Annotated in this window: 23 protein-coding genes; 14 read left to right on the top strand and 9 right to left on the bottom strand. The window is 45.4% G+C overall.

Translation table 11 applies throughout. The annotated features are described in order from the left end of the window. Positions 1-16: 16 nt before the first annotated feature. Together LL912_RS06670 and LL912_RS06665 are read left to right on the top strand one after the other, a co-directional pair. A complete protein-coding gene (locus LL912_RS06670) occupies positions 17-919 on the top strand; it encodes a hypothetical protein (RefSeq protein WP_235552799.1) in 903 nt (300 codons plus the stop codon). Positions 920-1021: 102 nt separating this feature from the next. Then, complete coding sequence (locus LL912_RS06665; RefSeq protein WP_235552798.1) at positions 1022-2386, top strand: FHA domain-containing serine/threonine-protein kinase; 1365 nt, start codon at positions 1022-1024, stop codon at positions 2384-2386. Between the two features lie 547 nt (positions 2387-2933). On the opposite strand, the gene panD is transcribed toward LL912_RS06665, so the two are convergent. Further along, positions 2934-3278, bottom strand: a complete 345-nt coding sequence (panD, locus tag LL912_RS06660) for an aspartate 1-decarboxylase (protein WP_235552797.1) — start codon at positions 3276-3278, stop codon at positions 2934-2936. A 148-nt stretch (positions 3279-3426) separates the two neighbouring features. On the opposite strand from panD, the gene LL912_RS06655 reads away from it, so the two are divergent. The 3 genes from LL912_RS06655 to LL912_RS06645 all read left to right on the top strand — a co-directional run bounded on the left by LL912_RS06655 (position 3427) and on the right by LL912_RS06645 (position 6212). Then, positions 3427-5370, top strand: a complete 1944-nt coding sequence (locus LL912_RS06655; protein WP_235552796.1) for an SH3 domain-containing protein — start codon at positions 3427-3429, stop codon at positions 5368-5370. Between the two features lie 156 nt (positions 5371-5526). After that, positions 5527-5784: a DUF6364 family protein gene (locus LL912_RS06650; RefSeq protein WP_235552795.1), complete on the top strand. Its 258-nt coding sequence runs from the start codon at positions 5527-5529 to the stop codon at positions 5782-5784. 8 nt (positions 5785-5792) lie between these two features. Further along, positions 5793-6212: a type II toxin-antitoxin system VapC family toxin gene (locus LL912_RS06645; protein WP_235552794.1), complete on the top strand. Its 420-nt coding sequence runs from the start codon at positions 5793-5795 to the stop codon at positions 6210-6212. A gap of 2 nt (positions 6213-6214) precedes the next feature. Here the strand turns inward: LL912_RS06645 and LL912_RS06640 are convergent, their stop codons facing one another. Both LL912_RS06640 and fmt read right to left on the bottom strand, forming a co-directional pair. Then, positions 6215-6478: a hypothetical protein gene (locus LL912_RS06640; protein ID WP_235552793.1), complete on the bottom strand. Its 264-nt coding sequence runs from the start codon at positions 6476-6478 to the stop codon at positions 6215-6217. A gap of 135 nt (positions 6479-6613) precedes the next feature. Next, positions 6614-7558, bottom strand: a complete 945-nt coding sequence (gene fmt, locus LL912_RS06635) for a methionyl-tRNA formyltransferase (protein WP_235552792.1) — start codon at positions 7556-7558, stop codon at positions 6614-6616. A 146-nt stretch (positions 7559-7704) separates the two neighbouring features. Between fmt and LL912_RS06630 the strand changes: the two genes are divergently transcribed. The 4 genes from LL912_RS06630 (at position 7705) to LL912_RS06615 (ending at position 11384) form a co-directional block, all read left to right on the top strand. After that, entirely contained in the window at positions 7705-8313 is a 609-nt protein-coding gene (locus LL912_RS06630) for a DinB family protein (RefSeq protein ID WP_235552791.1), read from the top strand. Between the two features lie 97 nt (positions 8314-8410). Then, positions 8411-8866: an FKBP-type peptidyl-prolyl cis-trans isomerase gene (locus LL912_RS06625; protein ID WP_223712241.1), complete on the top strand. Its 456-nt coding sequence runs from the start codon at positions 8411-8413 to the stop codon at positions 8864-8866. A gap of 156 nt (positions 8867-9022) precedes the next feature. Then, positions 9023-10270, top strand: a complete 1248-nt coding sequence (gene pepT / locus LL912_RS06620; RefSeq protein WP_235552790.1) for a peptidase T — start codon at positions 9023-9025, stop codon at positions 10268-10270. Between the two features lie 166 nt (positions 10271-10436). Next, positions 10437-11384: an SPFH domain-containing protein gene (locus tag LL912_RS06615; protein WP_235552789.1), complete on the top strand. Its 948-nt coding sequence runs from the start codon at positions 10437-10439 to the stop codon at positions 11382-11384. Between the two features lie 3 nt (positions 11385-11387). Here the strand turns inward: LL912_RS06615 and prmC are convergent, their stop codons facing one another. Next, the gene (gene prmC, locus LL912_RS06610) at positions 11388-12254 is read right to left on the bottom strand and encodes a peptide chain release factor N(5)-glutamine methyltransferase (RefSeq protein WP_235552788.1); all 867 of its coding nucleotides are present in this window, start codon (positions 12252-12254) and stop codon (positions 11388-11390) included. A gap of 32 nt (positions 12255-12286) precedes the next feature. On the opposite strand from prmC, the gene ribD reads away from it, so the two are divergent. Together ribD and LL912_RS06600 are read left to right on the top strand one after the other, a co-directional pair. Then, the gene (gene ribD, locus LL912_RS06605; RefSeq protein ID WP_235552787.1) at positions 12287-13348 is read left to right on the top strand and encodes a bifunctional diaminohydroxyphosphoribosylaminopyrimidine deaminase/5-amino-6-(5-phosphoribosylamino)uracil reductase RibD; all 1062 of its coding nucleotides are present in this window, start codon (positions 12287-12289) and stop codon (positions 13346-13348) included. Position 13349: 1 nt separating this feature from the next. Then, complete coding sequence (locus LL912_RS06600) at positions 13350-13967, top strand: IMPACT family protein (protein ID WP_235552786.1); 618 nt, start codon at positions 13350-13352, stop codon at positions 13965-13967. A 109-nt stretch (positions 13968-14076) separates the two neighbouring features. Here the strand turns inward: LL912_RS06600 and LL912_RS06595 are convergent, their stop codons facing one another. Further along, entirely contained in the window at positions 14077-15186 is a 1110-nt protein-coding gene (locus LL912_RS06595) for a lactonase family protein (protein ID WP_235552785.1), read from the bottom strand. 185 nt (positions 15187-15371) lie between these two features. Between LL912_RS06595 and LL912_RS06590 the strand changes: the two genes are divergently transcribed. Beyond that, on the top strand, positions 15372-15830 hold the full coding sequence (locus LL912_RS06590) for a hypothetical protein (RefSeq protein WP_235552784.1): 459 nt from the start codon (positions 15372-15374) through the stop codon (positions 15828-15830). A 148-nt stretch (positions 15831-15978) separates the two neighbouring features. On the opposite strand, the gene LL912_RS06585 is transcribed toward LL912_RS06590, so the two are convergent. Continuing rightward, the gene (locus tag LL912_RS06585) at positions 15979-17214 is read right to left on the bottom strand and encodes a hypothetical protein (protein WP_235552783.1); all 1236 of its coding nucleotides are present in this window, start codon (positions 17212-17214) and stop codon (positions 15979-15981) included. Positions 17215-17583: 369 nt separating this feature from the next. On the opposite strand from LL912_RS06585, the gene LL912_RS06580 reads away from it, so the two are divergent. Next, positions 17584-18162, top strand: a complete 579-nt coding sequence (locus LL912_RS06580) for a dihydrofolate reductase family protein (RefSeq protein WP_235552782.1) — start codon at positions 17584-17586, stop codon at positions 18160-18162. 160 nt (positions 18163-18322) lie between these two features. Here the strand turns inward: LL912_RS06580 and LL912_RS06575 are convergent, their stop codons facing one another. From LL912_RS06575 to LL912_RS06565, 3 genes are all read right to left on the bottom strand, one after another. Next, positions 18323-18829, bottom strand: coding sequence for an ecotin (locus tag LL912_RS06575; protein WP_235552781.1), 507 nt, complete (start codon positions 18827-18829; stop codon positions 18323-18325). A 155-nt stretch (positions 18830-18984) separates the two neighbouring features. Continuing rightward, positions 18985-20193, bottom strand: a complete 1209-nt coding sequence (locus tag LL912_RS06570; protein ID WP_235552780.1) for a sterol desaturase family protein — start codon at positions 20191-20193, stop codon at positions 18985-18987. A 12-nt stretch (positions 20194-20205) separates the two neighbouring features. Further along, positions 20206-20481 (bottom strand): hypothetical protein, encoded by a 276-nt coding sequence (locus tag LL912_RS06565; protein ID WP_235552779.1) that lies wholly within the window; start codon positions 20479-20481, stop codon positions 20206-20208. Positions 20482-20790: 309 nt separating this feature from the next. Between LL912_RS06565 and LL912_RS06560 the strand changes: the two genes are divergently transcribed. Continuing rightward, entirely contained in the window at positions 20791-23043 is a 2253-nt protein-coding gene (locus LL912_RS06560; protein ID WP_235552778.1) for a Tex family protein, read from the top strand. Positions 23044-23169 lie beyond the last annotated feature (126 nt).

Raw genomic sequence — 23169 nt, 5'->3', positions numbered from 1 at the left:
CTCAAATCTCAATAACATGAATTGGTTTAAGAAAAAATTTGAACAGTTTTCAGAGAAGCTCAATGCAGATGATACCTCCTTTGGGCCGCCGGAAAAAAAACTGCCTGAAGCTTCCGGGAATACTCCTGGAATTCCGAAAGCTCCGGAGCGCGCAGCTTCCCGGGCAGATAATATAGAGGAGTTAAAAGAGATCACACTGGGTGCGATTTCTCAAACGGTGCGGATGCTGGGTTATAGCAAGACCGTGATCTCGGGACTGGTATTTCACTCGGCCTTTAAAGATAATGCCATCGAAAATGTAGGATTGATGAGCCTGGTGAAAGATCCGCAGTTCATCAACCGGATCAAACGGGAATTTAAATCAAGAGGCATTGCCTGCAAAGAGGATCTGAGCATTGATGTAAAACATGAATCGCCGGACACTGCAACAGTGACCGCCATTACGGACGGGATTGGAGTGGAAGTACTAACCCCCAAAGATATCCTGAAAAAACAGAGGGCCAGGATTGTGGCAACGGAGGGTATTACCTGGGAGCCGGAATATATCCTGGAGCCCAGCGGCAAACATTATTTTATCGGCCGGGGAAAAGATCCCAAGATTGAAAACGGACCTAAGATCCACAATGATATCGCGTTTGTGGGAATTGAGGAAAAGAATGAAGAGCAATATAAGATCAATAATTTTATAAGCCGTTCCAATGCGGCAATAGTGTTTGATAAAGAGATCGGGGCCTATAAACTGTTCCGCTCAAAGTTTCTGAACAATCCTTCAAATAAAATAAAGGTTTTTAATGCTTCGCTGGATGATTTTTCGGGGATCAGTTTAAGCAATGCAACGGTGCCGCATATATTAAAAAACGGCGATTCGATCTGTTTTAATGATACCATTGTCCTGGAGTTCCAGTTGCTGGAATCCTGATGGGAAATGAAAGATCAGAAATCAGAAATCAGAAATCAGAGATCAGAAATCAGAGATGAGAGATGAGAAATGAGAAATCAAAAATAAGAAATTAGAAATGGAATGCAGGAGTTAGCATCAAAATACGATATTCTTAAGGTGGTTGGTCATGGCGGTTTTTCGGCGGTATTTAAGGCAAGGAGCAAGGAAGATCCGGGGCATGTGGTGGCGCTGAAACAGCTGGATTTTGTACTTGAAAACGAAGACGCTAAAGAATACCGTGATTTTAAAAATGAAGTCGAGATCCTGAAGCGACTGGATCATCCCAATATTGTAAAAATCTATGACGAATACATACTAGACAATAAGCCCTCCCTGGAAATGGAATATGTAGACGGCGAAACGCTGGAATCCATTATTCAGCGGGAAGGGTATTTTTCTATAGAAGATACGCTGGAGATGATCACTCAAATGGCTTCAGCTTTAAGTTATTGCCATCATTATCATACTTATGATTCGCCGCCTCAGCACTGGCTTTCGGATTCGGTCATCATTAACCGGGATGCTATTATTCACAATGATATCAACCCAAAGAATATTATCCGTACAAAGAATGAGGATGGCTCATGCCGGTATGTGCTTATTGATTTCGGATTGTCGTTTGCAGACCCCGATGCGGTGCGGCATAGCAAAAAGGAAGATGGTATGGCTGAGTACAAAGCGCCTGAGAAATGGCGCGGGCAGCTGGTAGATACGCCTTCTGATATCTACAGTCTGGGGATCGTTATTTACGAACTGCTTGCCGGACAGGTGCCCTTTCCTGTAAAAGATTATAAACAGGCCAACGAAATGTTGGCACTGGAGGAAAAACATAAGAGTGCGCCCGTGCCGGATATCTGCCGGAAGCGGATGGAGGCCATCGAAAAAAAAGAAGGGCAGCGTCCGGAGGAATGTGATATCCCGGCCTGGCTGGAAATGCTGGTGCGGCGCTGCCTGGAAAAGAATCCGCTGAACCGTTTCAAGACCGGCAGGGAGTTAAGCCAGTTTTTTTACAACGGGTTGGATGGAAAGATAGAGACGCCGCAGCAGCATACAGCGGTCATTGATATTGATCCCGCGATCCCGGGGAAAAATGCGGGAGCCTATATTGAGGTAGAACCGAATATTCTTACAGAGGGGCAGCATTTTTTTATCAATAAGGACCTGGTTACGATCGGACGGTGGAATGATCTGCCGGGAGCGACGGCTGATTTCGGTATCCGGACCTCGGACCGGTTTATATCAAAAAATCATTGCCAGATTCTTCGGAAGCCGGATGCAACAGATGGATATGCCTATTTTTTACAGGATAAAGCACCCAGCAAGAATGGAACCTTTTTCAATTCAGAAAAGAATTCGATCCGCTTGTCGGACACTACGGAAGTATTGTTAAAGGATGGTGATTATTTCTGGATCGGGAACACCCGGTTGATTTTTCATGCGCAATAACAGGGCTACTTTAGGAGGCAGGAGTTGTTCGCCTTTTGGGCTCTGTTTCGGGCGCAATGCGTGTGTTATTTTGACTGAAGCGCGTGCGTAACCCGCTGATATCGGGATGATCAGCGGCAAGCCCGTTTCTACGGCATCTGGTTGTTTGATTGTTTTTGGAATAAACCAGGTAGGTTTTTCCAGTTTCAAAGATCATTCCGCAGTCCGGCCCTCCAAACCCTGTAAGGATCGTTATGGTGTCTTTTTTTTCGCCTTTAAATATTGTGGAAACAGCGAAAGCATAGCTCATTGTATTTCCTGCTACCTTTTTTACAACAGTACCAATAAAAATGTGATCTGCGTTTGTGATTTCTTCAGATAATGACAGCTGATGACACCTGCAAGCCTGTGCTTTTGATGGCAACAACAGCAGGGATGTAAGCATAAACACAATGATAATTGGGAATGCGCGGGACCTTTTCACGAGGCTAACCAGGTTTATTCTGTATTTAAAATTGAACCTGCTTTATGAAAAACGAATGAGCAGCAGTATTATACTTTTTTTCATCTAAAGCTTATTGCCTTCCTTAGGAAAAACGATTGTAGGTTGGTGTTTTCTGGCTTCTTCAATATCCATAGAGGCGTAGGAAATAATAATCACCGGATCGCCCACCTGTGCCTTCCGGGCAGCAGGGCCATTAAGACAAATGGTGCCAGAACCCCTTTTTCCTTTGATCACATAGGTTTCCAGTCGTTCTCCGTTGTGCACATTCACAACCTGAACCTTTTCATTTTCAATCAGGTTGGCTGCATCCATGAGGTCTTCATCAATGGTAATGCTGCCCATGTAATTGAGAAAAGCCTCGGTTACAACAGCTCTGTGGATCTTGGATTTAAAAACTTCTATAAACATAGGGGCGCAAAGTTACAAATTTCCAAAATATATGGTCTTTTCTGCCGGAATATTCGTTTTGTTAACAAATTCTAAAGCTGTTTAGTTCTAAATATTATTGTAAATTCGTGGATTAGTAAGGATTTTTTTTAAGACACATCTTGAACACATGAAATCGTTTATTGTTACGGCCGGATTGATATTATTGATGGGATCTGCCCAGGCGCAAAGAAAACTAACTGCTGTTACCACTTCCCGAGGAGCGGTGGTGGAGCACCGGGTTACATCCGGGGAGTCATTACAGTATTTGAGTACGAAATACGGAGTTTCTCTTTCTTCGTTGGCAAAAGCTAACGGCATGAAAACCAGTCAGGACCTTCGGATCGGGCAAACGGTGAAGGTTCCTGTAACCGCTTCAAATCTGAATACAAAATCAAGAAAAGGTATACCGGTGTATTATGAAGCAGGGGCGAAAGATAACCTGAACAGTATCAGCCGGAAATTTAACAGGGTAGATGTAAAAACCCTGAAATCATGGAATAAGCTAAGGAAGGACGATGTCTCCAAAGGCCAGGATATTCTTGTAGGATATCTGACGGATAACGCTGCGGCTAAAAAGGAAAAGGTTGAGGATGAGAAAAAGGAAACAGCTAAAAACAATACGGGGGCTGCCTTAAAAGCGGGGAAAAAGGTAACAGTAACCTCTGCTGTTAACATCCGGAAAGGAGCAAGCACCAGCCAGCCGGTTGTAGGTACTTTGCAAAAGGATGAAGTGGTTACCATTGTTCGCATGACGAACAGCGATTGGGCAGAAGTACGTACCGGTGACGGCAAAAAAGGCTATATGGCTACTCAGTTCCTGGAGCCGGCAGCAACAACAAAACAGCCTGAGGAGGAAAAGGGAACTGCTAAGACGCCTGTTGATTTAAATGCAGGAAAGAAAGTAACGGCGACCTCGGCGGTAAATATCCGGAGGGGACCCGGAACAGATGAACCGGTTATAGGCCGGGTTGAAAAAGATGAGGTGGTTACCGTGACCCGTAAAATCAATGACGAATGGGCTGCGATCCGCACAAATGATGGTAAAAAAGGTTATATCGCTTCTCAGTTTGTTGAAGCGGTAACTGAAGAAAATAATACGGAGAAAAAAGAAATAGCACGAACGGAGACCAAAAAAGCCACAGGGCAGAAAGTGAAAGCTGCTACGGATACCTATATCAATATTCGTAAAGGACCGGGTACTGACCAGCCCGTGGTTGGACAGGCACAGAAAGATGAGATCCTTACCCTGGTGCGCCGGGTGAATGATGAGTGGGCTGCAGTACGTACCAATGACGGTGTGGACGGATATGCCGCCGCGCAATACCTTATTGACCCTTCTGCTGAAGCCCCGGAACGTCCGGTGGCTAAAAAAGAGGAGCCCGCTGCAAAAGTTGAAAAGCAAATGGCGATTGTGGGCTCCGGCATTAATATCCGTAAAGGACCTGCAACCAGCGAACCTATAGTTGGAAAAGCAGAGAACAGTGAAATGGTTACAGTAACTGGTGATACCAACAATGAATGGGCGGCCATACGCACCAGCCAGGGCATCACCGGATATATTGCTTCCCGTTTCCTTGGTACTGCTGAACAGGCTGCTGCGCTTCAGGAGCAGAGGGCCCGCGAAGCAAAAACTGAACCGGCACCGGAAGCCATCACTAAAACAGAGCCGGCCAGGCCGTCTAAAGGAAAATCTTCAGAGCCGGTATCTTCTGCCCCTGTAGCGGATGTAGCGCCTCCTCCGGCTGGTTTTGATGAAACCGGATTCTTTAAAAATGACTACGAGGCCCAGACGAATGCCGGATCTACTACGGAGCGATCGGTACATGCCGGGGTATTCAAAACCGATAAGGGCTGGGACGATGGAAAATATTATGCATTGATCGATGATGTTCCTTCGGGAACGATCATAAAGCTGACGAATCCTAAGGCCAAAACAACCGTTTATGCCAAAGTGTTGGGTGATATTAAAAGCCTGAAACAGAAGAACGGACCGGCAGCCCGCATCAGTGATGCCGCCGCAACGGCGCTTCGGATCAATGCATCAGATTTCGATGTAGTCGTTTCTCATTAATTTTCCTTGGTTTATGTAGGGTTTTTGATAAGCATTGGACGGAGATCACCTGTTTAATGGTGGGCGGTCTCCCGCTGGCAATCAGTCCTGATGTTTAAAAGAATATTTGCATTTATACGTATAAAATTTTTAGATTTGTCGTATAAATATAAAACCATGGACGCCAAAATTACCTTAAGTTTTAACCGTGTTGTCATTGAGGATGCAAAGACATATGCTGCTTCCCAGGGGTTAAGTCTCTCCCGACTTGTAGAATTGCTTTTACAAAAGGTTATAGCTAGCGGTCAGCATCACAACATTGAGCACATTCCTATTGAAGATTGGGTAAGCATGGTGGCGGAAGGGCCTGCTGCTTACAATGCCAAACCACTTGGCAAAAAGCAAAAAGCAGCGTATTATAAACGTCATAAATAACCATTGCAATGAAGTTATTTATAGACGCCAATATCCTGGTTGCTGTAATCAATAAGGAATACCCATTGTTTACCTATGCTTCTCGTGTTTTAAGCTGGGCGTCAGCGAAGGGATATCAGTTAGTGACCACGTCGGTAAGTTTAGCAATCACTTATTATTTTGCGGAAAAGAAACATGGCGCCCGGTCCGCAAAAGAACGGATAGGAATGCTGGCAGCACGTTTTTTTGTTGCAGAGTGCGGCACTAAAGAAGTACAGCAGGCCGCAATGGATAAACATGTAACTGACTTTGAAGACGGATTGCAGTATTTTGCGGCATATAATGCCGGCTGTACACATATTATAACCGAAAATACGAGGGACTTTTACTTTTCAATTCTTGAAGTGCAAACGGCATATGATTTTCTAAAAAGAAATTACAAAGGCTGAAATCAGCGATATAATAATCCGAAATAGATCAGAAATAATGCAAGCGCGTGCAGCAGCGCAACAAGAAAAAAGCTTCTTCCTGTTGTAAACCCTTTAATGATATTAATGATTACCAGCAGGGCAATCAATACCATAAAAAAGATTAGTGCAGTGCTGCCGAGCCCCGGTGTGCCATCGCCATGATCCGGGCTTAACTTTACGAATGCGAAAACAATAGCGAATGCAATGATGTAGAAAAACAGGATCAGTGTATATGCTTTTTTCATAGTTGGGCTTTTAGAAATAGAGGATTCCCATATGCCTGTAACGCTACAAACTTTATGCTAAACTATGCAGGGACAAAGCAGGTTTTTATTTGCGGATGCCTGCAGCTAAGAATCATTCCTGGTAATACGGCATGATTATTTAAACTGGTAGCCGCGCAAAAAATCGGCTATTGTCATTCGTTTTTTCCCTTCCAGTTGTATTTCTTTTACTTCAAGGAATCCATCGGAGCAGGCAAAGGAAAGTTGCGTTTTTCTGTCCGTTACATATTCCCCCGCCGGGATGCCAGGTGTTGCTGTTTTTGCGGTTGCGCTGAAGATCTTCAATTTTTTCTCATTAAAAAAAGTGAAGGCTCCCGGGTAAGGAGAAAGTCCTCTGACCAGGTTATATACACAGGTAACCGGTTGATTAAAATCGATCTGGCAGGTTTCGGTAAAGATCTTTGGGGCGTGGTGCAGCTCTATACCGGCCGGTGTTTGCTGAGGCGTTTCTATAAGGGTGCCGTCTGCCAGTCCCTGCACCGTTCTTACCAGCAGGCGGGCGCCAATTTCCTTCATCGTGTCGTGCACTGTTCCGGCCGTGTCTTCCGCGCCGATAGGAAAGCGGTCCTGCAACAAAACGTTCCCTGTATCAATCTCGTGTTGCAGTTTAAACGTGGTAACCCCCGTTTCTTTTTCGCCGTTGATCACTGCCCAGTTAATCGGCGCTGCGCCCCGGTATTGTGGCAGCAGGGAGCCATGCAGGTTAATGGTGCCCATAGGCGGCATGTTCCATACTATTTCCGGCAACATCCGGAAGGCGACACAGATCTGGAGATCTGCATTTAGATTCCGCAGGGCATTCAAAAATTCCGGATTCTTCAGCCTCTCCGGCTGCAGCACCGGCAACTGATGCTCCAGGGCGTATTTTTTGACAGCACTTTGCTGCAACTCCATGCCTCTTCCGGCCGGTTTGTCCGGGGCGGTGATCACTCCCACGATGGTGCTTCCCGCCCTGACGAGAGCATCCAAACTTGCAACCGCAAATTCCGGTGTTCCCATAAATACGATCCGTAAATTTTTTGCCTGCTCATTCAACATCATCCCGCAAAAATAATGGTAAATCGTCTATCTTTAGGTAACCAAACCGGAAGGGAGTGATACGTTTCCTGTTCTCCTGGCAAAGGGTCGCTGAACCGGCTTGTTTTATATTCCTGCCACTTATCATTTCAATCACTTAAAATTATTTTATGAAACAGCTATTCCTGGGTTTATCATTTATCCTTATCAGCGGCTTTGCAGGTTCTGAGAAAAAAGAGATCACGCCGGCAGACCGGAAGTTTGCGATCGATTATTTTCTGAAAACAAAGCAGCGGCTGCTGAACGATGTACAAAAGCTAAGTGATGCGCAGTTGAATTACAAACCGGATTCCACACGCTGGTCCGTTGCTCAATGTATTGAACATATTGCATTGGCAGAAAACGGAATATGGCAGTGGTGCATGATGACGCTTAAAAATGATTCAGCTATGTTGATAATGCCGGAAAGGCCACTTACCAATGAGCAACTAATTGCGGGAGTAACCGACCGGTCTAAAAAGGCGCAGGCCCCGGAGGTTTTGCGGCCTGGTAACCAGTTTACCGGTGCGAAAGAGGCGTTGGCAGCGTATGTTTCAAAAAGAGATTCAATCATCCAGTTCCTGAGAACAACACAGGAACCGATGGAAACACACTATATGCAAACTCCTGCAGGAACCCTCAACGTGTTCCAGGGGTTCCTGTTGCTGGCGGCGCACAGCGAGCGACACACGCTGCAGATCGAAGAGGTAATGAAAAGCCCGGGATTTCCAAAGAAATAGTTGAATCGGGAAAGAGCAGCGGGATTTCAAATTATGGCATCTGCATAAAAAAACCTACCTTGCCCACAAATCAGTTTATTCATTTTAAATTCAATCAATGCAACAAGCAAAAAAAGGCGATAAAGTAAAGGTTCACTACCACGGAAAACTGACCACCGGGGAAACATTCGATTCTTCCGAAGGCCGGGATCCGCTGCCATTTGAGATCGGGAGCGGCATGGTGATCAAAGGGTTCGATGATGGGGTTACCGGTATGGCTGTTGGTGATAAAAAGACCATTACCATTCCTGCAGAAGAGGCTTACGGACCAGTAAACCCGGATATGATCATCGAAATGCCAAAGGACCGCCTGCCCCAGGATATGGAAGTGGAAGTAGGAATGCCCCTGGTAATGAGCGATCCTCAGGGACAGCAATTTCAGGTGACTGTAAAAGAGATAACCGATGATAAAATTGTGTTGGATGCCAATCACCCCCTTGCGGGAAAAGATCTTGTTTTCGACCTGGAACTGGTAGAAATAGAAGGCGGAAGCCCCTTGATCATTATGCCTTAACAACCGGCAATATTCCATTTGATTAAAAGCAGCTTCAGAGCTGCTTTTGTGTTTATTTTTATTTCAACTGTTTTCGATAATATGCTGATAATGTTTGTTTTTTGTGGATGCATATTGATTTTTTAAGTACCTTTGTTGTTTATTGAATTAGCGACCATGACCTATAATTTTACGGTTTCTGACCGTTTTTTAAAGTATGTTACGATTGACACCCAAAGCGATCCCCAATCAGATACAGTGCCCTCTACAGCCCGGCAAAAGGACTTAAGTAAGATCCTGGTTGAAGAATTAAAAGCAATGGGCATAACGGATGCTATTCTGGATGATTTTGGCTATGTATATGCTACCATACCGGCAAATACCGAGAAGCAGGTTCCGGTGATCTGCTTTTGCAGTCATGTTGACACTTCTTCCGATTGTTCAGGTAAAGATGTGAAACCCATTGTACATCAAAACTATGATTGCAGAGATATTGTATTGCCAGATGACCCCCGGCAAATCATACGACCGGGAGACCACCCTTATTTGAAAACGAAACGGGGCGAAGATATCATCACGGCATCCGGTACCACACTTCTGGGAGCCGATGACAAAGCCGGTGTAGCCATTATTATGGACCTGGCCTATTACCTGACCATGCATCCGGACGTAAAACATGGAACCATCAAAATTTTGTTTACGCCGGATGAGGAGATCGGTCGCGGAGTTGATCATGTAGACCTGGAGAAGCTGGGTGCCGATTTTGGGTATACACTCGACGGAGGTGAAAGAGGCAGTTATACGGACGAGACGTTTAGTGCCAATGGTGTTACCATTCATTTTTTTGGAAACAGCATTCATCCCGGCTATGCCAAGGATAAACTTATCAACGCTATAAAAGTTGCGGGCACCTTCCTGGATCTGCTGCCAAAGGATGGCTTTAGTCCAGAGACCACAGAAGACCGCGAAGGATTTGTACATCCCGTTCACATCGAAGGCGGAGCAGAAAAAGCCTCTCTGAGTTTTATTGTCCGGGATTTTGAAACGGCGCAACTGAAATTACACGAGGCCCGGCTGGAGCAATTTGCCAGGCAGGCCACCGGCAGGTACCCGGGAAGCCGGTATGAATTTGAAAGCCGGGAGCAGTACCGGAATATGAAAGAGGTAGTGGATCTGCATCCTCAGATAGGGGAATATGTAAAGATCGCTATGGAGCGGAGCGGTGTTGTTTTTAAGAAAGGCAGTGCGAGAGGTGGCACAGATGGCTCTCGGTTATCTTTTATGGGCATTCCTTTCCCGGACATTTTCACCGGGGAAATGGCGTTCCACGGTAAACATGAATACGTGAGCATCCAGGATATGCAAAAATCTGTTGAAACGCTGATCCACCTGGTGCAGGTATGGGAAGAAAAAGCAGGCTCCTGATCTCCCGGTATTCCAAGCGTTGCAAAAACAAATACACACGTAACGGATTTCAGGAAGTTCAGCTGCGGGAGTGCTTTTATGGTAAGAACCCGCCTGATTCAGGGAGATAAAAAGCTTGACCGCGCATATGGGTTAATGCGTACCTTTATAAAAATAAATTATTGTTATGGAATTCCTTGCAAACTTTTGGTGGGTCATCATTCTTTTACTTGTAGTGCTCAGCGGGTTGTTTACCATAAACCAGGGTTATATCGGCGTGATCACCATGTTTGGAAAATACCGCCGCATTGTAAGGCCGGGTTTAAATATAAAAATTCCTTTCATTGAAAGAGTCTACCGGCGGGTTTCTGTTCAGAACCGGTCTGTAGAACTCGAGTTTCAGGCGGTAACCCAGGATCAGGCCAACGTGTATTTTAAAAGCATGTTGCTATATGCCGTACAAAATGAACTGGAGGAAACCGTAAAAAAAGTAGCCTTCAAATTTATTGATGAACGGAACCTCATGCAGGCGCTGGTTCGTACCATTGAGGGGAATATCCGGGCTTTTGTTGCTACAAAAAAACAGGCGGAAGTGCTTGGGCTACGCCGTGAAATTGTACAATATGTAAAAGTAGAAATTGATCATACCCTTGAAGAATGGGGCTACCATCTGCTCGACCTGCAAATCAACGATATTACCTTCGACAAAATGATATTGGACTCCATGAGCAAGGTAGTGGCCAGTAATAACCTTAAGGCAGCAGCGGAAAATGAAGGTCAGGCCTTGTTGATCACGAAGACCAAATCAGCCGAGGCGGAGGGAAACGCAATCAAGATCAGTGCTGAAGCTGAGCGCGAAGCTGCGCGGCTGAGAGGGCAGGGGATTGCCCTGTTCCGCGAAGAAGTGGCAAAAGGCGTGTCGTCTGCAGCGGTAGAACTGCGCCAGGCCAACCTGGATACGAATTTCATCTTGTTCAGCATGTGGACCGAAGCCATCAAGAACTTTGCAGAATATGGGAAAGGAAATGTTATTTTCCTGGATGGAAGCACAGAGGGAATGGAACATACCATGAAACAATTCCAGGCCATGATGATGCGCCCCTCCGGTACAGATACGTTAAAGAAAGGCAACTAAGAGTTATAGACGATCAGTGTCACCTGCAAAGCGGGCCACCACAAACCGCTGTTTTCCCTGCATATCTGTTTTAATCCATGCAAAGAAGCCTCTTGCCTCAAAAAGTTGCCGGGTTTCTTCAGCCAGCCGTTCATGCACTTCCAGGTAGATCTGACCTTCCGGTACAAGGATAGACTGAGCCGCGTCTGCTATTTTCCGGTAGAATAACAGGGGCTCCTCATCGGGCACAAATAGCGCCAGCTCTGGTTCGTGGTCCAATACATTTTTGTGCATGGATGTTTTATCGGCAACAGGAATATAAGGAGGGTTGCTTACCAGTACCTCAACCCGGGGAAGCTGTGTCCAGTTGGTTTCCTCTAAAAAGTCGATCTCTATAAAGCGGATGTCCAGCTGATATTTCGCCGCGTTTTTACGGGCCACTGCCAGGGCATTGGAGCTGATATCACAGGCGGTAACTATTGCTTCCGGAAGCTTTCTTTTTAAAGTAACGGGAATACAACCACTTCCGGTGCCGATATCCAGTATGCGTACCGGGGGTAAGGACTGGTACTCGCGAATAATCAGTTCAACCAGTTCTTCTGTTTCCGGCCGCGGAATCAGTACCTGCTTATTTACAAAAAGGGGAATATCATAAAACCAGGCTTCGTTTAGAATATATTGGATGGGCTCAGCTTTCAGCAGCCGTTTTTTGATCGCCTCCAACATATTCAGCATACAGGGGTCTGGGTTAAAGCGCTGGCTTCTGTTTGTTCGTAAATCAAACCCGGTAAGATTTTCAACGGCCAAATACCAGATTTGTCGCGCCTCGTTCTCCGGATAAAGCACCTCCAGGTCCTTTACAAAGCTCTTTTCTATGTTTTTTAAAGACATGCTGCAAACTTAATTCTTTTACTTTTGCAAAAATGGATACTGGAATACATAACATCTATCTCAGGCGTTGTTTTCAGCTGGCAAAGCTGGGCGCAGGAAACGTGGCGCCCAACCCGATGGTGGGTGCCGTATTGGTATACGAGAACCAGATCATCGGGGAAGGATATCATCAGCGGTATGGAGAGGCGCATGCAGAAGTACATTGTATTGAGAATGCGCTGGAGCAGCATGCCGGGCTTATTGAAAAAGCGACCCTTTATGTGTCACTGGAGCCCTGCGCACACTACGGTAAAACGCCTCCCTGTGCAGACCTGATCATCCGGCACCGGATTCCAAGGGTAGTGATAGGCTGCCGCGATAGTTTTGAGGCCGTTAACGGCAAGGGCATTGAAAAGTTGCGAAATGCCGGCGTGGAAGTGATCGAACAGATTGCCACAAAGGAAGCCATAACGCTCAATAAGCGCTTTTTTACCTTTCATGGATTAAAACGCCCATATATAATTTTGAAATGGGCGCAGACAAGGGATGGGATCATGGGTTCCGGCGGTACAGAACGGTTAAAGATCACCAACCCTGTAACCGACCGGCTGGTGCACCGCTGGCGTTCCGAAGAAGCCGCCATTATGGTAGGCGCTTCGACCGCCATCAAAGATGATCCCCTGCTGGATAACCGGCACTGGTTTGGAAAAACGCCGGTAAAGATCGTAGTATCCGGCTCCGGTAATTTACCAGGAGTGTTGAAGTTGTTGCATTCAGGAAATACCACCTGGATATTTACCCATGGGCAGGCCCGGCAGCAGGGGTTAGCTGAATGGATCCCTGTGGCAGAAGCGGACCTGGTGGCGGGCATGCTGGATATTTTATTTGAGCGGCAGATCCAGAGCGTTTTTGTAGAAGGCGGTCGTCAGCTGCTGCAATCCTTCGTGGATGCCGGCGTATGGGATGAAGCCAGAGTCATTACCAACACCGCTATGATCGCAGGCGGCGGATTGCGGGCGCCTTTGTTAAGGCAACAGGCGCTCCTGCAAACAAGCACGATCGATACCGATGAAATAACCGTTTATAAGAATATACATAATCAGTTTATAGTTTAAGATGGAGCAGGGGAACTACTATCAAACCATTGAAACCAGCGGGCAGGCAGAATTTAAGGACCGGGGAAGCCGTTTTATTGCCATAGCCTATCCGCTTAAAAATACCGAAGAGTTTAAAAGCATACTGGCTGCCGTAAAGAAAGAACATCCCAAGGCCAACCATCATTGTTTTGCCTATCGCCTGGGAACGGATGGCAATACCTTCCGCGTAAGCGACGCCGGGGAACCATCCGGAACAGCGGGCAGACCTATATTGGGGCAGATCGATAGCCGGCAGGTAACGGATGCACTGATCATTGTGGTGCGCTATTTTGGCGGAACGCTGTTGGGGGTTCCGGGGCTCATCAATGCCTATAAATCCGCCGCAGCGATGGCATTACAGGTAACGCATCTGGTACGCAAACCCGTGCTGAAAACATTTCACCTTCAGTTTGATTATACCCAGCTTAACGAAGTGATGAATGTGGTAAAACAGTTTGACTGCACCATTATTAAACAGGAACTTCAGTTGTTTTGTGTAATGGATATCGGTATCCCCAAGCATCGGTTAACCGAAACCGTTATGCGGCTGGAGGATATTAAAAATCTTGCATTAAAAGAGGTGATCGCAGCCGTCTGATAATTCCAATGCCTATCGTCCCGCATTGGGGCCTGGTCATTACGTCTATACTTTATAAGAATATTCTGCTCGGCGCTATTTAACAGCAACGGATTTGCTGGCGGCGGCGCTATTTTAATACCCATTTTAAGGATACAGGAATGCCGGTTTTTATTTCTTTACCGGTAGGTTCCGGCATACCGGTTTCCGGATCGATTTTAAAAACAGTGATATTGTCGCTTTTCTGGTTGGCGGCAATCAGCCAGCGCCCGGAAGGATGAATGGTGAAATTCCGGGGGAAGTTGCCGTTGGTAGACTGGCAGCCCACAAAACGGATCTTTCCGGTTTTGCGGTCTGTTTTATACACTTCAATCGTGCTGTTACTGCGTTGGGATACATAAAGGAATTGGCCGTTGGGGGAAAGATGGATGTCTGCGCCCGCGGCTTTCCCTTTTTCAGCGTTCAATGCATTTTCCGTTTGCAATGGTTGCAGTCTTCCTTTTCGGAGGGTATAAACGTTTACAGTACCAAACATTTCATCTACATTGTAAACAAACTTTTTATTGTTTGATATGACCATATGCCGGGGGCCGGCTCCAGGTGCTGTGCGCGTAAAAAATGCCTTTGCGGTATCTACTTTACCGGTTGTTGCGTTGAAAGGATACGTTACAATTTTATCGGTGCCCAGGTCGCACACGAACACAAACCGGTTATCGGGTGCAATGGTGGTGCTATGTACATGGGGCGCCTGTTGCCGAGAGCTGTCGGGCCCGCTGCCCTCGTGTTGGATAACCTGCGACAGGCTACCCAGTGATCCGTCTTTTTGAATATGGTAGATGGCGAAGCTGCCGCTGGAATAGTTGGAAACAAACAGCCATTTACCGCTCCGGTCAATTTCCAGGTAACAGGGATCGTCGCCCATGCTTTTTACGGAATTCAGCAAGGTCAGTGTACCGGTATTGGGATCAATGGAAAAAGCACTAATCCCGCCATCACGGGTTTCATTCACCGAATAAACAAAATGCCGGCTGGCCGCTATTACCTGGTAAGAAGGGTTTGCCGTTGTTGTTTCACCGGCAATTTTCAGGTCTCCCGTTTTTGGATCAAAGTCATAAATATAAATGCCTTTACTGCTGCTGTTTTGATGGGTATAGGTACCTACTACAAGATACTGACCGAACGCAGCGTTCATGGTAGCCGCCAGTGATAGCATAAGGAATGCGAAAAAGAAGGGTTTCATGTAAAAAATTGAAATGCAAAATTACGATAAGTTTTAAGGTTTGAGGCCGGGAATTTTATACTCGATAGGCCCGGCTGCTTTTATCTGTTTTTTAACAAACCCCATGCAATTTTTATAACCGATCTGGCTTCTATATATCAAAGACATTCAATCACGAATATATAAACAATTAAACTTTAACTACCATGAAACGGGTTCTTACATTTTCAATCGTATCGGTTTTGGCCGTTGTTGTTTTGGCGAGTTGTTCCAAACGGGATCATTATCGGGATGATGACCGCTTTCAGAATGAGACCGGAATTACAGAATATATTTCCGAAGTGGGATCGCCTTATTCCGTGGTCCGGATGGATTATGATGGTTCTTACGCTGTTGTTTTCAGCCAGGAAAAAGATAGTTATTACTGGCCTAGAATGAAGGACGTGATCTACGGCGATTTTTCGGTGGGCGGCGGCCGGACCCTGTATAATAAAACCGCCGGATTCAATATCCGTTTAGAGGTGGATGCGTTCTTCGACTATAAAAATGATGCGATCAATGCCGTAATCCGGAGAGAGGATCAGGAAGGATATGCAAAGGCATTCAGTAATACGAAGGTAAGCCTGGAAAGACGTACCGGTACACCGATCCCTTCTGTAAAATAAATTTTTTAGTCTGGTTCTTATACTTAGGAAGCCGCCTTCAAAGGCGGCTTTTTTTATACATTTATATGAATTTATTTGATTATAAGCAGTCAGACCGATCACTCCAATAAAATATTGGAGTGATCGGTCTGAGTAAGAAAATTTTAATTTATTGAAATTCGTAATAAAAATCTTTATTTCCAAGCGAGAACCCAAGTGCCGGTTCTCTGTAATGTTTTATATCTAGTTTAAAACGCCCGGTGAAAAGGTAAATACTGTATGTTGCGCCACCTCTATTGGACTTAGAAACTGTGGGTACATCGCTGTCTGTTTTATATATTTCCCATGTTGGATATTCGCCAAATGTTGCTAAGCCGCCAAGACCTGAGTCGTCGGTAAAATTAAATTGTGTGGAAGTTACATAAATGGGATTGTTAGAAAGCTCACTGGGATTCTGAATCGTTCCTGGATAATAATAAAATCCCTCATACACAGCATCCCCAGCTGGTGTCATTTTGCTTAAGGACTCTATGTGGAAGTAACTGAGGCCAGCAGTACAACCAGCATTCGCCCATCCAAATCCTGCATTTTTTTGCAGACCATATTGAAGATAAAGCCGATAAGAGACATTCCAGATGGGGAGTCCATTTTGCCCTGTGTTTCCGGTTGGGTAAATAATAAAGTTTTCAAATAACCAGGTCCGATACCGATACATGGGCCCGATATTATCCTCTTGGTATTTTAATTCATAGTTGAATTGATTTCCGGTTTGTGGATCAGCTATTCGATGATCAATGCCCGTCATAAGAACATTGCTGGCTGCACTCATTAATTTTTGTCCAGGCTCCAACGATTTGGACTTATTAACCCGTTTGACGTCGAATGGCTCAGCTTTTTTAAACATATTCTCTGTTTTTCTCGATAACATATTTTGATCTATGTCTGGTGCATTTGCTGCACCAGCAGTAGTATAAAAGACATTGTTGTTTACATATCTTAAAATATATTTTCCAATTTGAATTACTCCGTTCTTATTTAAGACTCTGTCGAGGAGTATTCCATTTTTGCTATATAAAATATTATTTTTTAAATAAAAATAATTGGAATCTATGCTAGCATTTTTATTTCGATCTACCTTGTTGGCGGTTTCTATATATCTGTCATACAGAGTGATCTTAAGTTGATTTTCTTTTTTCCACTCCTGATATGAACTATCAGACATTTTGGAAACCTTTGAAATCAAATTACTTAATTCCTCACCATTTCGTAAAACTAAAAAGCCGGGAGAATTGCTGTCAGGTGTTTCATCTTGAAGAGCATAATTCCCATTTTTTTTACAGGAAACAAATGTAAATACAAAAAAAAGCAAGAGGCTGCTAAGCACTGTGTTTTGAATTAGCTTCATAAATAATTTTTATAGGTTCTTAATAGCTGTTGTTTAGTATAACAGAATAAAAAACAACAGGAACAAATATGGGTGTTTTTATATATATAAAAAAAAATTTTTTCTCGTGACTCTAAAATGTGACATTGTTTTTCATTTGGTGTCTAAATCCCAAACATAAAAAGTAAAAAGATGTTGCAAAATATGGAGCCGCCTTTTCTTAATACATGTTCATCCGGATCCGCAAACCGCTATTTGTCGGAATTACCCGCTATTTGTCGGAATTGCCCAACGCTATTACCGATTATTTTATGAGATTTGCACCAGCGATAATGCAATCACCCGACAATCGCATTTATTAAACATACGTAAATTTAAACAGGACCCAATATGTCAAGGATCGTATTATTTATGCATACATCGCTCGATGGCTTTGCCGCCGGTACAAATGGTGAAATGGGATGGATTCATGTAGACCAGGAAATTTTTGATTTCGGGGCTGAGCGGATCTCCAAAACCAATACAGCGCTATATGGAAGAGTTACTTTTCAGATGATGGAAAGTTATTGGCCAACGGCAGCGGAGCAGCCGGGAGCCACCAAACATGATAAGGAGCATGCTGCCTGGTACAAGAGTGCACATAAAGTGGTATTATCAACGACCCTGGATCCTTCAGCACTTACCCATACAACGGTGATCGGAAAAGACTTTGCCGCCGCGGTTCGCAAACTGAAAGCGGAAACAACCGGCGAGATTTTGTTATTCGGAAGTCCCCGCACAGCGCATGCGCTTCTGGCAGAAAACCTCATTGATGAATGTTGGCTTTTTGTGAATCCGGTCTTGCTGGGTGAAGGCATCCCGGTGTTTAAGGGCATTAAGGAAAAACAATCCTTGAAGCTGCTGAAAACGCATGTATTCAGTTCCGGTGTGGTTTGTCTTAACCACGAACTGCTCCATGAAAATAAATGAGTCCGAATAAATGGCCAGTGGCCAGGATAGCATCTCTGCCGCTCTTTTAACGCCAGGGATATCCACCTTTTGCCTTTTATGGAGCGCATAACATAAAAAAAGCCGTCTCAAAAATATTGAGGCGGCTGCTTTTTATAGGTTACTGCTTTATGAACCTGCTTTATTTTACATTGGCATCCGAGGTATCACCTGCGTTCCAGATCCGGTATTTTAATGCATATCCGTCCGGAACAAATACAACTACCGGAAGTTTGCTGTTGTAGCGGATTTGCTCGGGTTTGGCTCCAACAAACTTTTCTGTTTTTTTACCATCCGGGCATGCCATCATCGTAGATACCACGGTTCCGTTAGAAGAGAACTCGTAGTAGGTATAGCCCCAGCCCTGAACGTCTTTTTCAACGATTTTGCCATTCAGAGAGCGGGTATTACAGTCGGTAGGCATTACTTTACCCGGTATCAGTTCCAGCTTAAAATCCGCTTCGGATGCACCTTTAGCTGGTAAAAGGATCACGTACCGCTTATATCCTTTTTTTTCTTTTGGAAAATGCTCCAGTTGTTTTTGGGCATCTTCATTTTTTTCTATAGTGTTTACTGTTTTTTTGGTAGTACTGCAGGAGATCAGCGCCATTGCGAAGAATAAAAAGCCTGCTAATTGAAATTTTTTCATCATTACTGTTTTATGGTTAAACGATTGGTTCCCTGTTTGCAATACCAGGATGCGAAATCCTGTATCATTGCATAAAAGTCAGTACCCGCAAAACAGACCGGAAGAATGCAGCAAAGGTTGTCTCCGCCGCTTAATAGATGATCCAGATCAAAAAATCAGGATGCCGGGTAGAGTGCATAATAACGGCTTTTTAAACTTTGGTAATAGAGCAGGAGCACCAGCAGCAGGCCGGTACTGCATAGCCATACATACTTGTTTGGAACCGTAACACACAGGAACAGGCATAACAGCAGCAAGCGAATATATTCCAAAGGAAAAACCCATTGTTTTTGCTCCAGCATGGCACCCGTAGCAATGACACTGAGAAGGATAAAGATTGCTGCTATGAATAATTGCAGTGACTGCATGTGGTATGAAAATAAAATAGTAAAGAACAGGATAGCAAGGGTAAACGCTGTTTGAAGCGAAATGGCTTTCAGTAGTGAAACGGGGGTGGATACGGGCTTTTTTTTGCGCTGGAATTTTCGTTCCAGTACCGGGCGGATCGATGCGTCGACCCTATCCGGTTTTCCGAACAGCAGTTTTATTTTATTCAACAGGCCGGGTTCTCTTTTTACTGCTATACAGAGTTCCATTAAAAAATGAAAATGCTGCCACAGGAAGCTGTGACTGTTGAGGGGTTGGGTAAGTCCGTAAACCGGAGTTTGATCCTCTGCTTTAAAGGTGCCAAACAGTTTATCCCATATGATCAGTACATCGCCGTAATTTTTGTCGAGGTACTCCGGATTGCTGCTGTGATGTACCCGGTGATGGGAGGGGGTCACCAAAACATACTCCAGCCAGCCCAGCTTTCCGACCAGTTGGGTATGCGTAAAAAACGGATAGGCGCCATGGATCAGCAGGAGCAGGGTGATCATATGAGGAGGAAACCCGATCAGCGGTAACACACTCCAGAAAAGCCCGCGCAGCACCGATTGAAATACCGTAATCCGGGCCGATACGGTGTAATTAAAATCTTCGCTTTGATGATGTACTACATGGGCGCTCCAGAACAGGTTTACCACATGTCCGAACCGGTGATACCAGTACCATACCAGGTCCGTTACCAAAAAAAGAAGGATCCAGGTAAGCACGGTGGGCTGTATATCCATCAGGGCATAATGCCGGTGGATCCACACAAATACGAAAAAGAAGGAACCGGAAGTAAGCAGGTCGCAAAGCCGTTCGGCAATGCCTACATTCAAATTGGCAATGGACTCCCTCCAGTGAAAAACGGACCTATTCTTTTTTAACGCGTAACGGTATTCCAGCGCCATAAACAACAGGAACAGGGGCACAGCAAGTGCAATAAAATTAAGGTGCATTTGCGAGGCATTTTAGTTCCGCGGCAACAGGGCCGGGTCCTGGTTGATGATGGAATACCGGTAGGGCGCATGGATATTACGGGTAATGCCATTGATAAAATTACAGATATCATGAAAGCTGATGCTGCCTTCAATATTCCATTCAATGCTTTGCTGATCGGAGGCAATGGCCCCGGAAGAGCATTTTACACTGCGGGTATAAACCGCTTCTTTTAATAGCCGGACCAGTTGTATCAGGATAATGTCCGCGGCTTTCGGAACATTGATCAGGATGGAGTATGCCGCCATTTTTTTGCTTTTAAGTGTTTATTAAATCGGCTCACCCTAACAGAACAAACACTCTGGAATACTACCTGTAGTATATTAGTCTACTAAATTTGTAGACAAATATACGGCGGCGTATGCAATCTGACAAATCCGGTTGTTCGGAAGGTAAAATCTTTACGTTTTTTTTAACCATTTCCGGAAAAGAGCCCATTGTGGCCAGGACGCTTTTATGGCTTACAGTTACAGGACCTGCAAAAGCGGAGATTGTTATGCACAGCCCTTTGTTTCTTTAGCGGCACCGCTTACATTTGCACCCCAACTATTTTAAAAATGGATACAAAATATATACATCAGATTGCGGCAGACCTGAACCTGCCCTTAAAGCAGGTAGGCAATGTAGGACAGCTGCATGCAGAAGGGGCTACCATCCCTTTTATCAGCCGTTACCGGAAAGAGGCCACCGGCAATATGGACGAGGTACAGGTAGGAAATGTGATTGATAAGATCCGCTACTATGACGAATTGGAAAAGCGGAAGGAAACGGTTTTGAAAACGATCGAAGCTGCAGGAAAGCTAACACCTGAATTAAAGAGCCGGATCGATGCCTGTATCAGCGCCACGGAACTGGAGGATATTTACCTGCCGTATAAACCCAAGCGGAAAACAAAAGCCTCGGTAGCTATTGAAAAAGGATTGGAGCCGCTGGCAGATCTGCTATGGGCACAGGGGAATACACGTGTTGAGGAAGCGGCCGCGAAATTCCTGAATGAGCAGGTTGCGGATATTGCGGAGGCATTGCAGGGTGCCCGGGATATTGTGGCGGAACGAGTGGCAGAAAGTGAACAGGCCCGTACCCTCGTGCGATCGATGTTTGAAGAAACATCCGTGGTTGCGTCCCGTGTGCTGACCACAAAAAAAGAAGAGGCCGATGCACAGAAATACCGCGATTATTTTGATTTTAAAGAACCCCTTTCAAAATGTCCTTCCCACCGGATCCTGGCCATCCGCCGTGGCGAAAAGGAAGGATTCCTGATTATGGATATCTCCATCGAGAAGGATTCAGCCATCGGGTCGTTAAAAAGCGAATTTGTTACCTCTTCGGGCGCGGCGGGCGGCCAGGTCGCATTGGCTGTTGAAGACGCTTATGCGCGGTTGCTGAAGCCGGCTATCGAAACCGAATTCCGGATGAGCAGCAAAACTTCCGCAGATGAAGAAGCCATCAAAGTGTTTGCAGAAAACCTGCGGCAGCTGTTACTGGCCTCTCCGCTGGGACAAAAACGGGTGCTGGCCATTGATCCGGGTTTTAGAACCGGCTGCAAAGTGGTATGCCTGGATGAAAGCGGCACTTTTCTTAAATATGAAACCATATTTCCGCATGCACCGCAAAATGACTGGCGCGGTGCAACGGAGGCATTAAAACGGTTGGCAAGCAAATACGATATTGAGGCCATTGGTTATGGAAACGGAACGGCCAGTAAGGAAACGGAAAAACTGGTTAGGAGCATCGACTTCGGAAAACCCGTCTCCATTTTTATGGTGAATGAAAGTGGTGCTTCCATTTATTCTGCCAGCGAAGTGGCTCGGGAAGAATTTCCGGATGAAGATGTAACCGTACGCGGAGCCATCAGCATCGGACGCCGGTTGCTGGACCCGCTGAGTGAGCTGGTGAAAATTGATGCCAAAAGCATTGGGGTAGGTCAGTACCAGCACGATGTAAACCAGAACCGGTTAAAGGACAGCCTGGACCAGGTGGTGCAAAGCTGTGTGAACTATGTGGGCGTAGACGTAAATACCGCCAGTAAACACCTGCTGATGTATGTATCGGGCTTAACATCAACCACAGCAAAGAATATTGTAGAATACCGGGTAAAGAATGGAGCGTTCAAAAGCCGGGAAGAATTGCTGAAAGTATCGATGCTGGGCCCAAAGGCATTTGAACAATGTGCCGGATTTTTACGCATCCCTAATGCATCCAACCCGCTGGACAATTCGGCGGTGCACCCCGAAAGCTACCCGGTGGTAGAAGCTATGGCGGATAATTTAAACTGTACGGTGGGCGAATTGATCACAAAGCCCGAACTGCGAAAGGGAATCAGGGCCAGGGATTTTGTTACGGAAACAGTTGGACAATACACTATTGAAGATATCTTAAAGGAACTGGAAAAGCCGGGCCGTGATCCGCGGGAGGCGATTGAAGAATTCAGTTTTGCAGAGGGGCTTTCTGCAATCGAAGACCTGAAGCCGGGCATGAAGGTTCCAGGCATTGTAACCAATATCACCAATTTCGGAGCCTTTGTGGATGTAGGTGTAAAGCAGGACGGATTGGTGCATGTATCGCACCTGGCAAATAAATTTGTGAGCGATCCTAATGAGGTGGTAAAGCTGAATCAGAAAGTGATGGTATCCGTGTTGGAAGTAGATCCTGCGCGGAAGCGGATCTCGCTGAGTATGAAAGATGCGGCCGGTGAAGGCAAAACAAAACCGGCGGGCAATCAGCAGAAACAGCCTGCAAAAACAGCAGCTGCGGGCCGTAATAACTTCCAGTCGAGCCTGGATGCCCTACGGAAAAAGTTTGCTGATTGATGAAATCCTAATCCGGAAAGCGGCTATAAAACGAAAAAGCAGGTTGTTAAATAAGTTGATTTACGGCCTGCTTTTTGTCTTCTATGATAAACCTGTTTGAGAAAAATGAAAAATAAAAGAAAGGCT

The organism is Niabella agricola (genome assembly GCF_021538615.1).
Taxonomy (GTDB): Bacteria; Bacteroidota; Bacteroidia; order Chitinophagales; family Chitinophagaceae; genus Niabella; species Niabella agricola.
This window is presented reverse-complemented; position numbering and strand designations above follow the sequence as displayed.

What these genes read in the sequence shown, in the direction of transcription:
- LL912_RS06640 (WP_235552793.1), bottom strand. Translation starts at nt 6,478, where the DNA reads ATGAAAAAAGCATATACACTGATCCTGTTTTTCTACATCATTGCATTC.
- LL912_RS06565 (WP_235552779.1), bottom strand. Translation starts at nt 20,481, where the DNA reads ATGGCGGCATACTCCATCCTGATCAATGTTCCGAAAGCCGCGGACATT.
- LL912_RS06600 (WP_235552786.1), top strand. Translation starts at nt 13,350, where the DNA reads ATGGAGCAGGGGAACTACTATCAAACCATTGAAACCAGCGGGCAGGCA.
- LL912_RS06570 (WP_235552780.1), bottom strand. Translation starts at nt 20,193, where the DNA reads ATGCACCTTAATTTTATTGCACTTGCTGTGCCCCTGTTCCTGTTGTTT.
- pepT (WP_235552790.1), top strand. Translation starts at nt 9,023, where the DNA reads ATGACCTATAATTTTACGGTTTCTGACCGTTTTTTAAAGTATGTTACG.
- LL912_RS06590 (WP_235552784.1), top strand. Translation starts at nt 15,372, where the DNA reads ATGAAACGGGTTCTTACATTTTCAATCGTATCGGTTTTGGCCGTTGTT.
- prmC (WP_235552788.1), bottom strand. Translation starts at nt 12,254, where the DNA reads ATGTCTTTAAAAAACATAGAAAAGAGCTTTGTAAAGGACCTGGAGGTG.
- LL912_RS06630 (WP_235552791.1), top strand. Translation starts at nt 7,705, where the DNA reads ATGAAACAGCTATTCCTGGGTTTATCATTTATCCTTATCAGCGGCTTT.
- LL912_RS06585 (WP_235552783.1), bottom strand. Translation starts at nt 17,214, where the DNA reads ATGAAGCTAATTCAAAACACAGTGCTTAGCAGCCTCTTGCTTTTTTTT.
- LL912_RS06575 (WP_235552781.1), bottom strand. Translation starts at nt 18,829, where the DNA reads ATGAAAAAATTTCAATTAGCAGGCTTTTTATTCTTCGCAATGGCGCTG.
- LL912_RS06595 (WP_235552785.1), bottom strand. Translation starts at nt 15,186, where the DNA reads ATGAAACCCTTCTTTTTCGCATTCCTTATGCTATCACTGGCGGCTACC.
- fmt (WP_235552792.1), bottom strand. Translation starts at nt 7,558, where the DNA reads ATGATGTTGAATGAGCAGGCAAAAAATTTACGGATCGTATTTATGGGA.
- LL912_RS06615 (WP_235552789.1), top strand. Translation starts at nt 10,437, where the DNA reads ATGGAATTCCTTGCAAACTTTTGGTGGGTCATCATTCTTTTACTTGTA.
- LL912_RS06670 (WP_235552799.1), top strand. Translation starts at nt 17, where the DNA reads ATGAATTGGTTTAAGAAAAAATTTGAACAGTTTTCAGAGAAGCTCAAT.
- LL912_RS06650 (WP_235552795.1), top strand. Translation starts at nt 5,527, where the DNA reads ATGGACGCCAAAATTACCTTAAGTTTTAACCGTGTTGTCATTGAGGAT.
- LL912_RS06560 (WP_235552778.1), top strand. Translation starts at nt 20,791, where the DNA reads ATGGATACAAAATATATACATCAGATTGCGGCAGACCTGAACCTGCCC.
- LL912_RS06625 (WP_223712241.1), top strand. Translation starts at nt 8,411, where the DNA reads ATGCAACAAGCAAAAAAAGGCGATAAAGTAAAGGTTCACTACCACGGA.
- LL912_RS06665 (WP_235552798.1), top strand. Translation starts at nt 1,022, where the DNA reads ATGCAGGAGTTAGCATCAAAATACGATATTCTTAAGGTGGTTGGTCAT.
- LL912_RS06655 (WP_235552796.1), top strand. Translation starts at nt 3,427, where the DNA reads ATGAAATCGTTTATTGTTACGGCCGGATTGATATTATTGATGGGATCT.
- LL912_RS06645 (WP_235552794.1), top strand. Translation starts at nt 5,793, where the DNA reads ATGAAGTTATTTATAGACGCCAATATCCTGGTTGCTGTAATCAATAAG.
- panD (WP_235552797.1), bottom strand. Translation starts at nt 3,278, where the DNA reads ATGTTTATAGAAGTTTTTAAATCCAAGATCCACAGAGCTGTTGTAACC.
- ribD (WP_235552787.1), top strand. Translation starts at nt 12,287, where the DNA reads ATGGATACTGGAATACATAACATCTATCTCAGGCGTTGTTTTCAGCTG.
- LL912_RS06580 (WP_235552782.1), top strand. Translation starts at nt 17,584, where the DNA reads ATGTCAAGGATCGTATTATTTATGCATACATCGCTCGATGGCTTTGCC.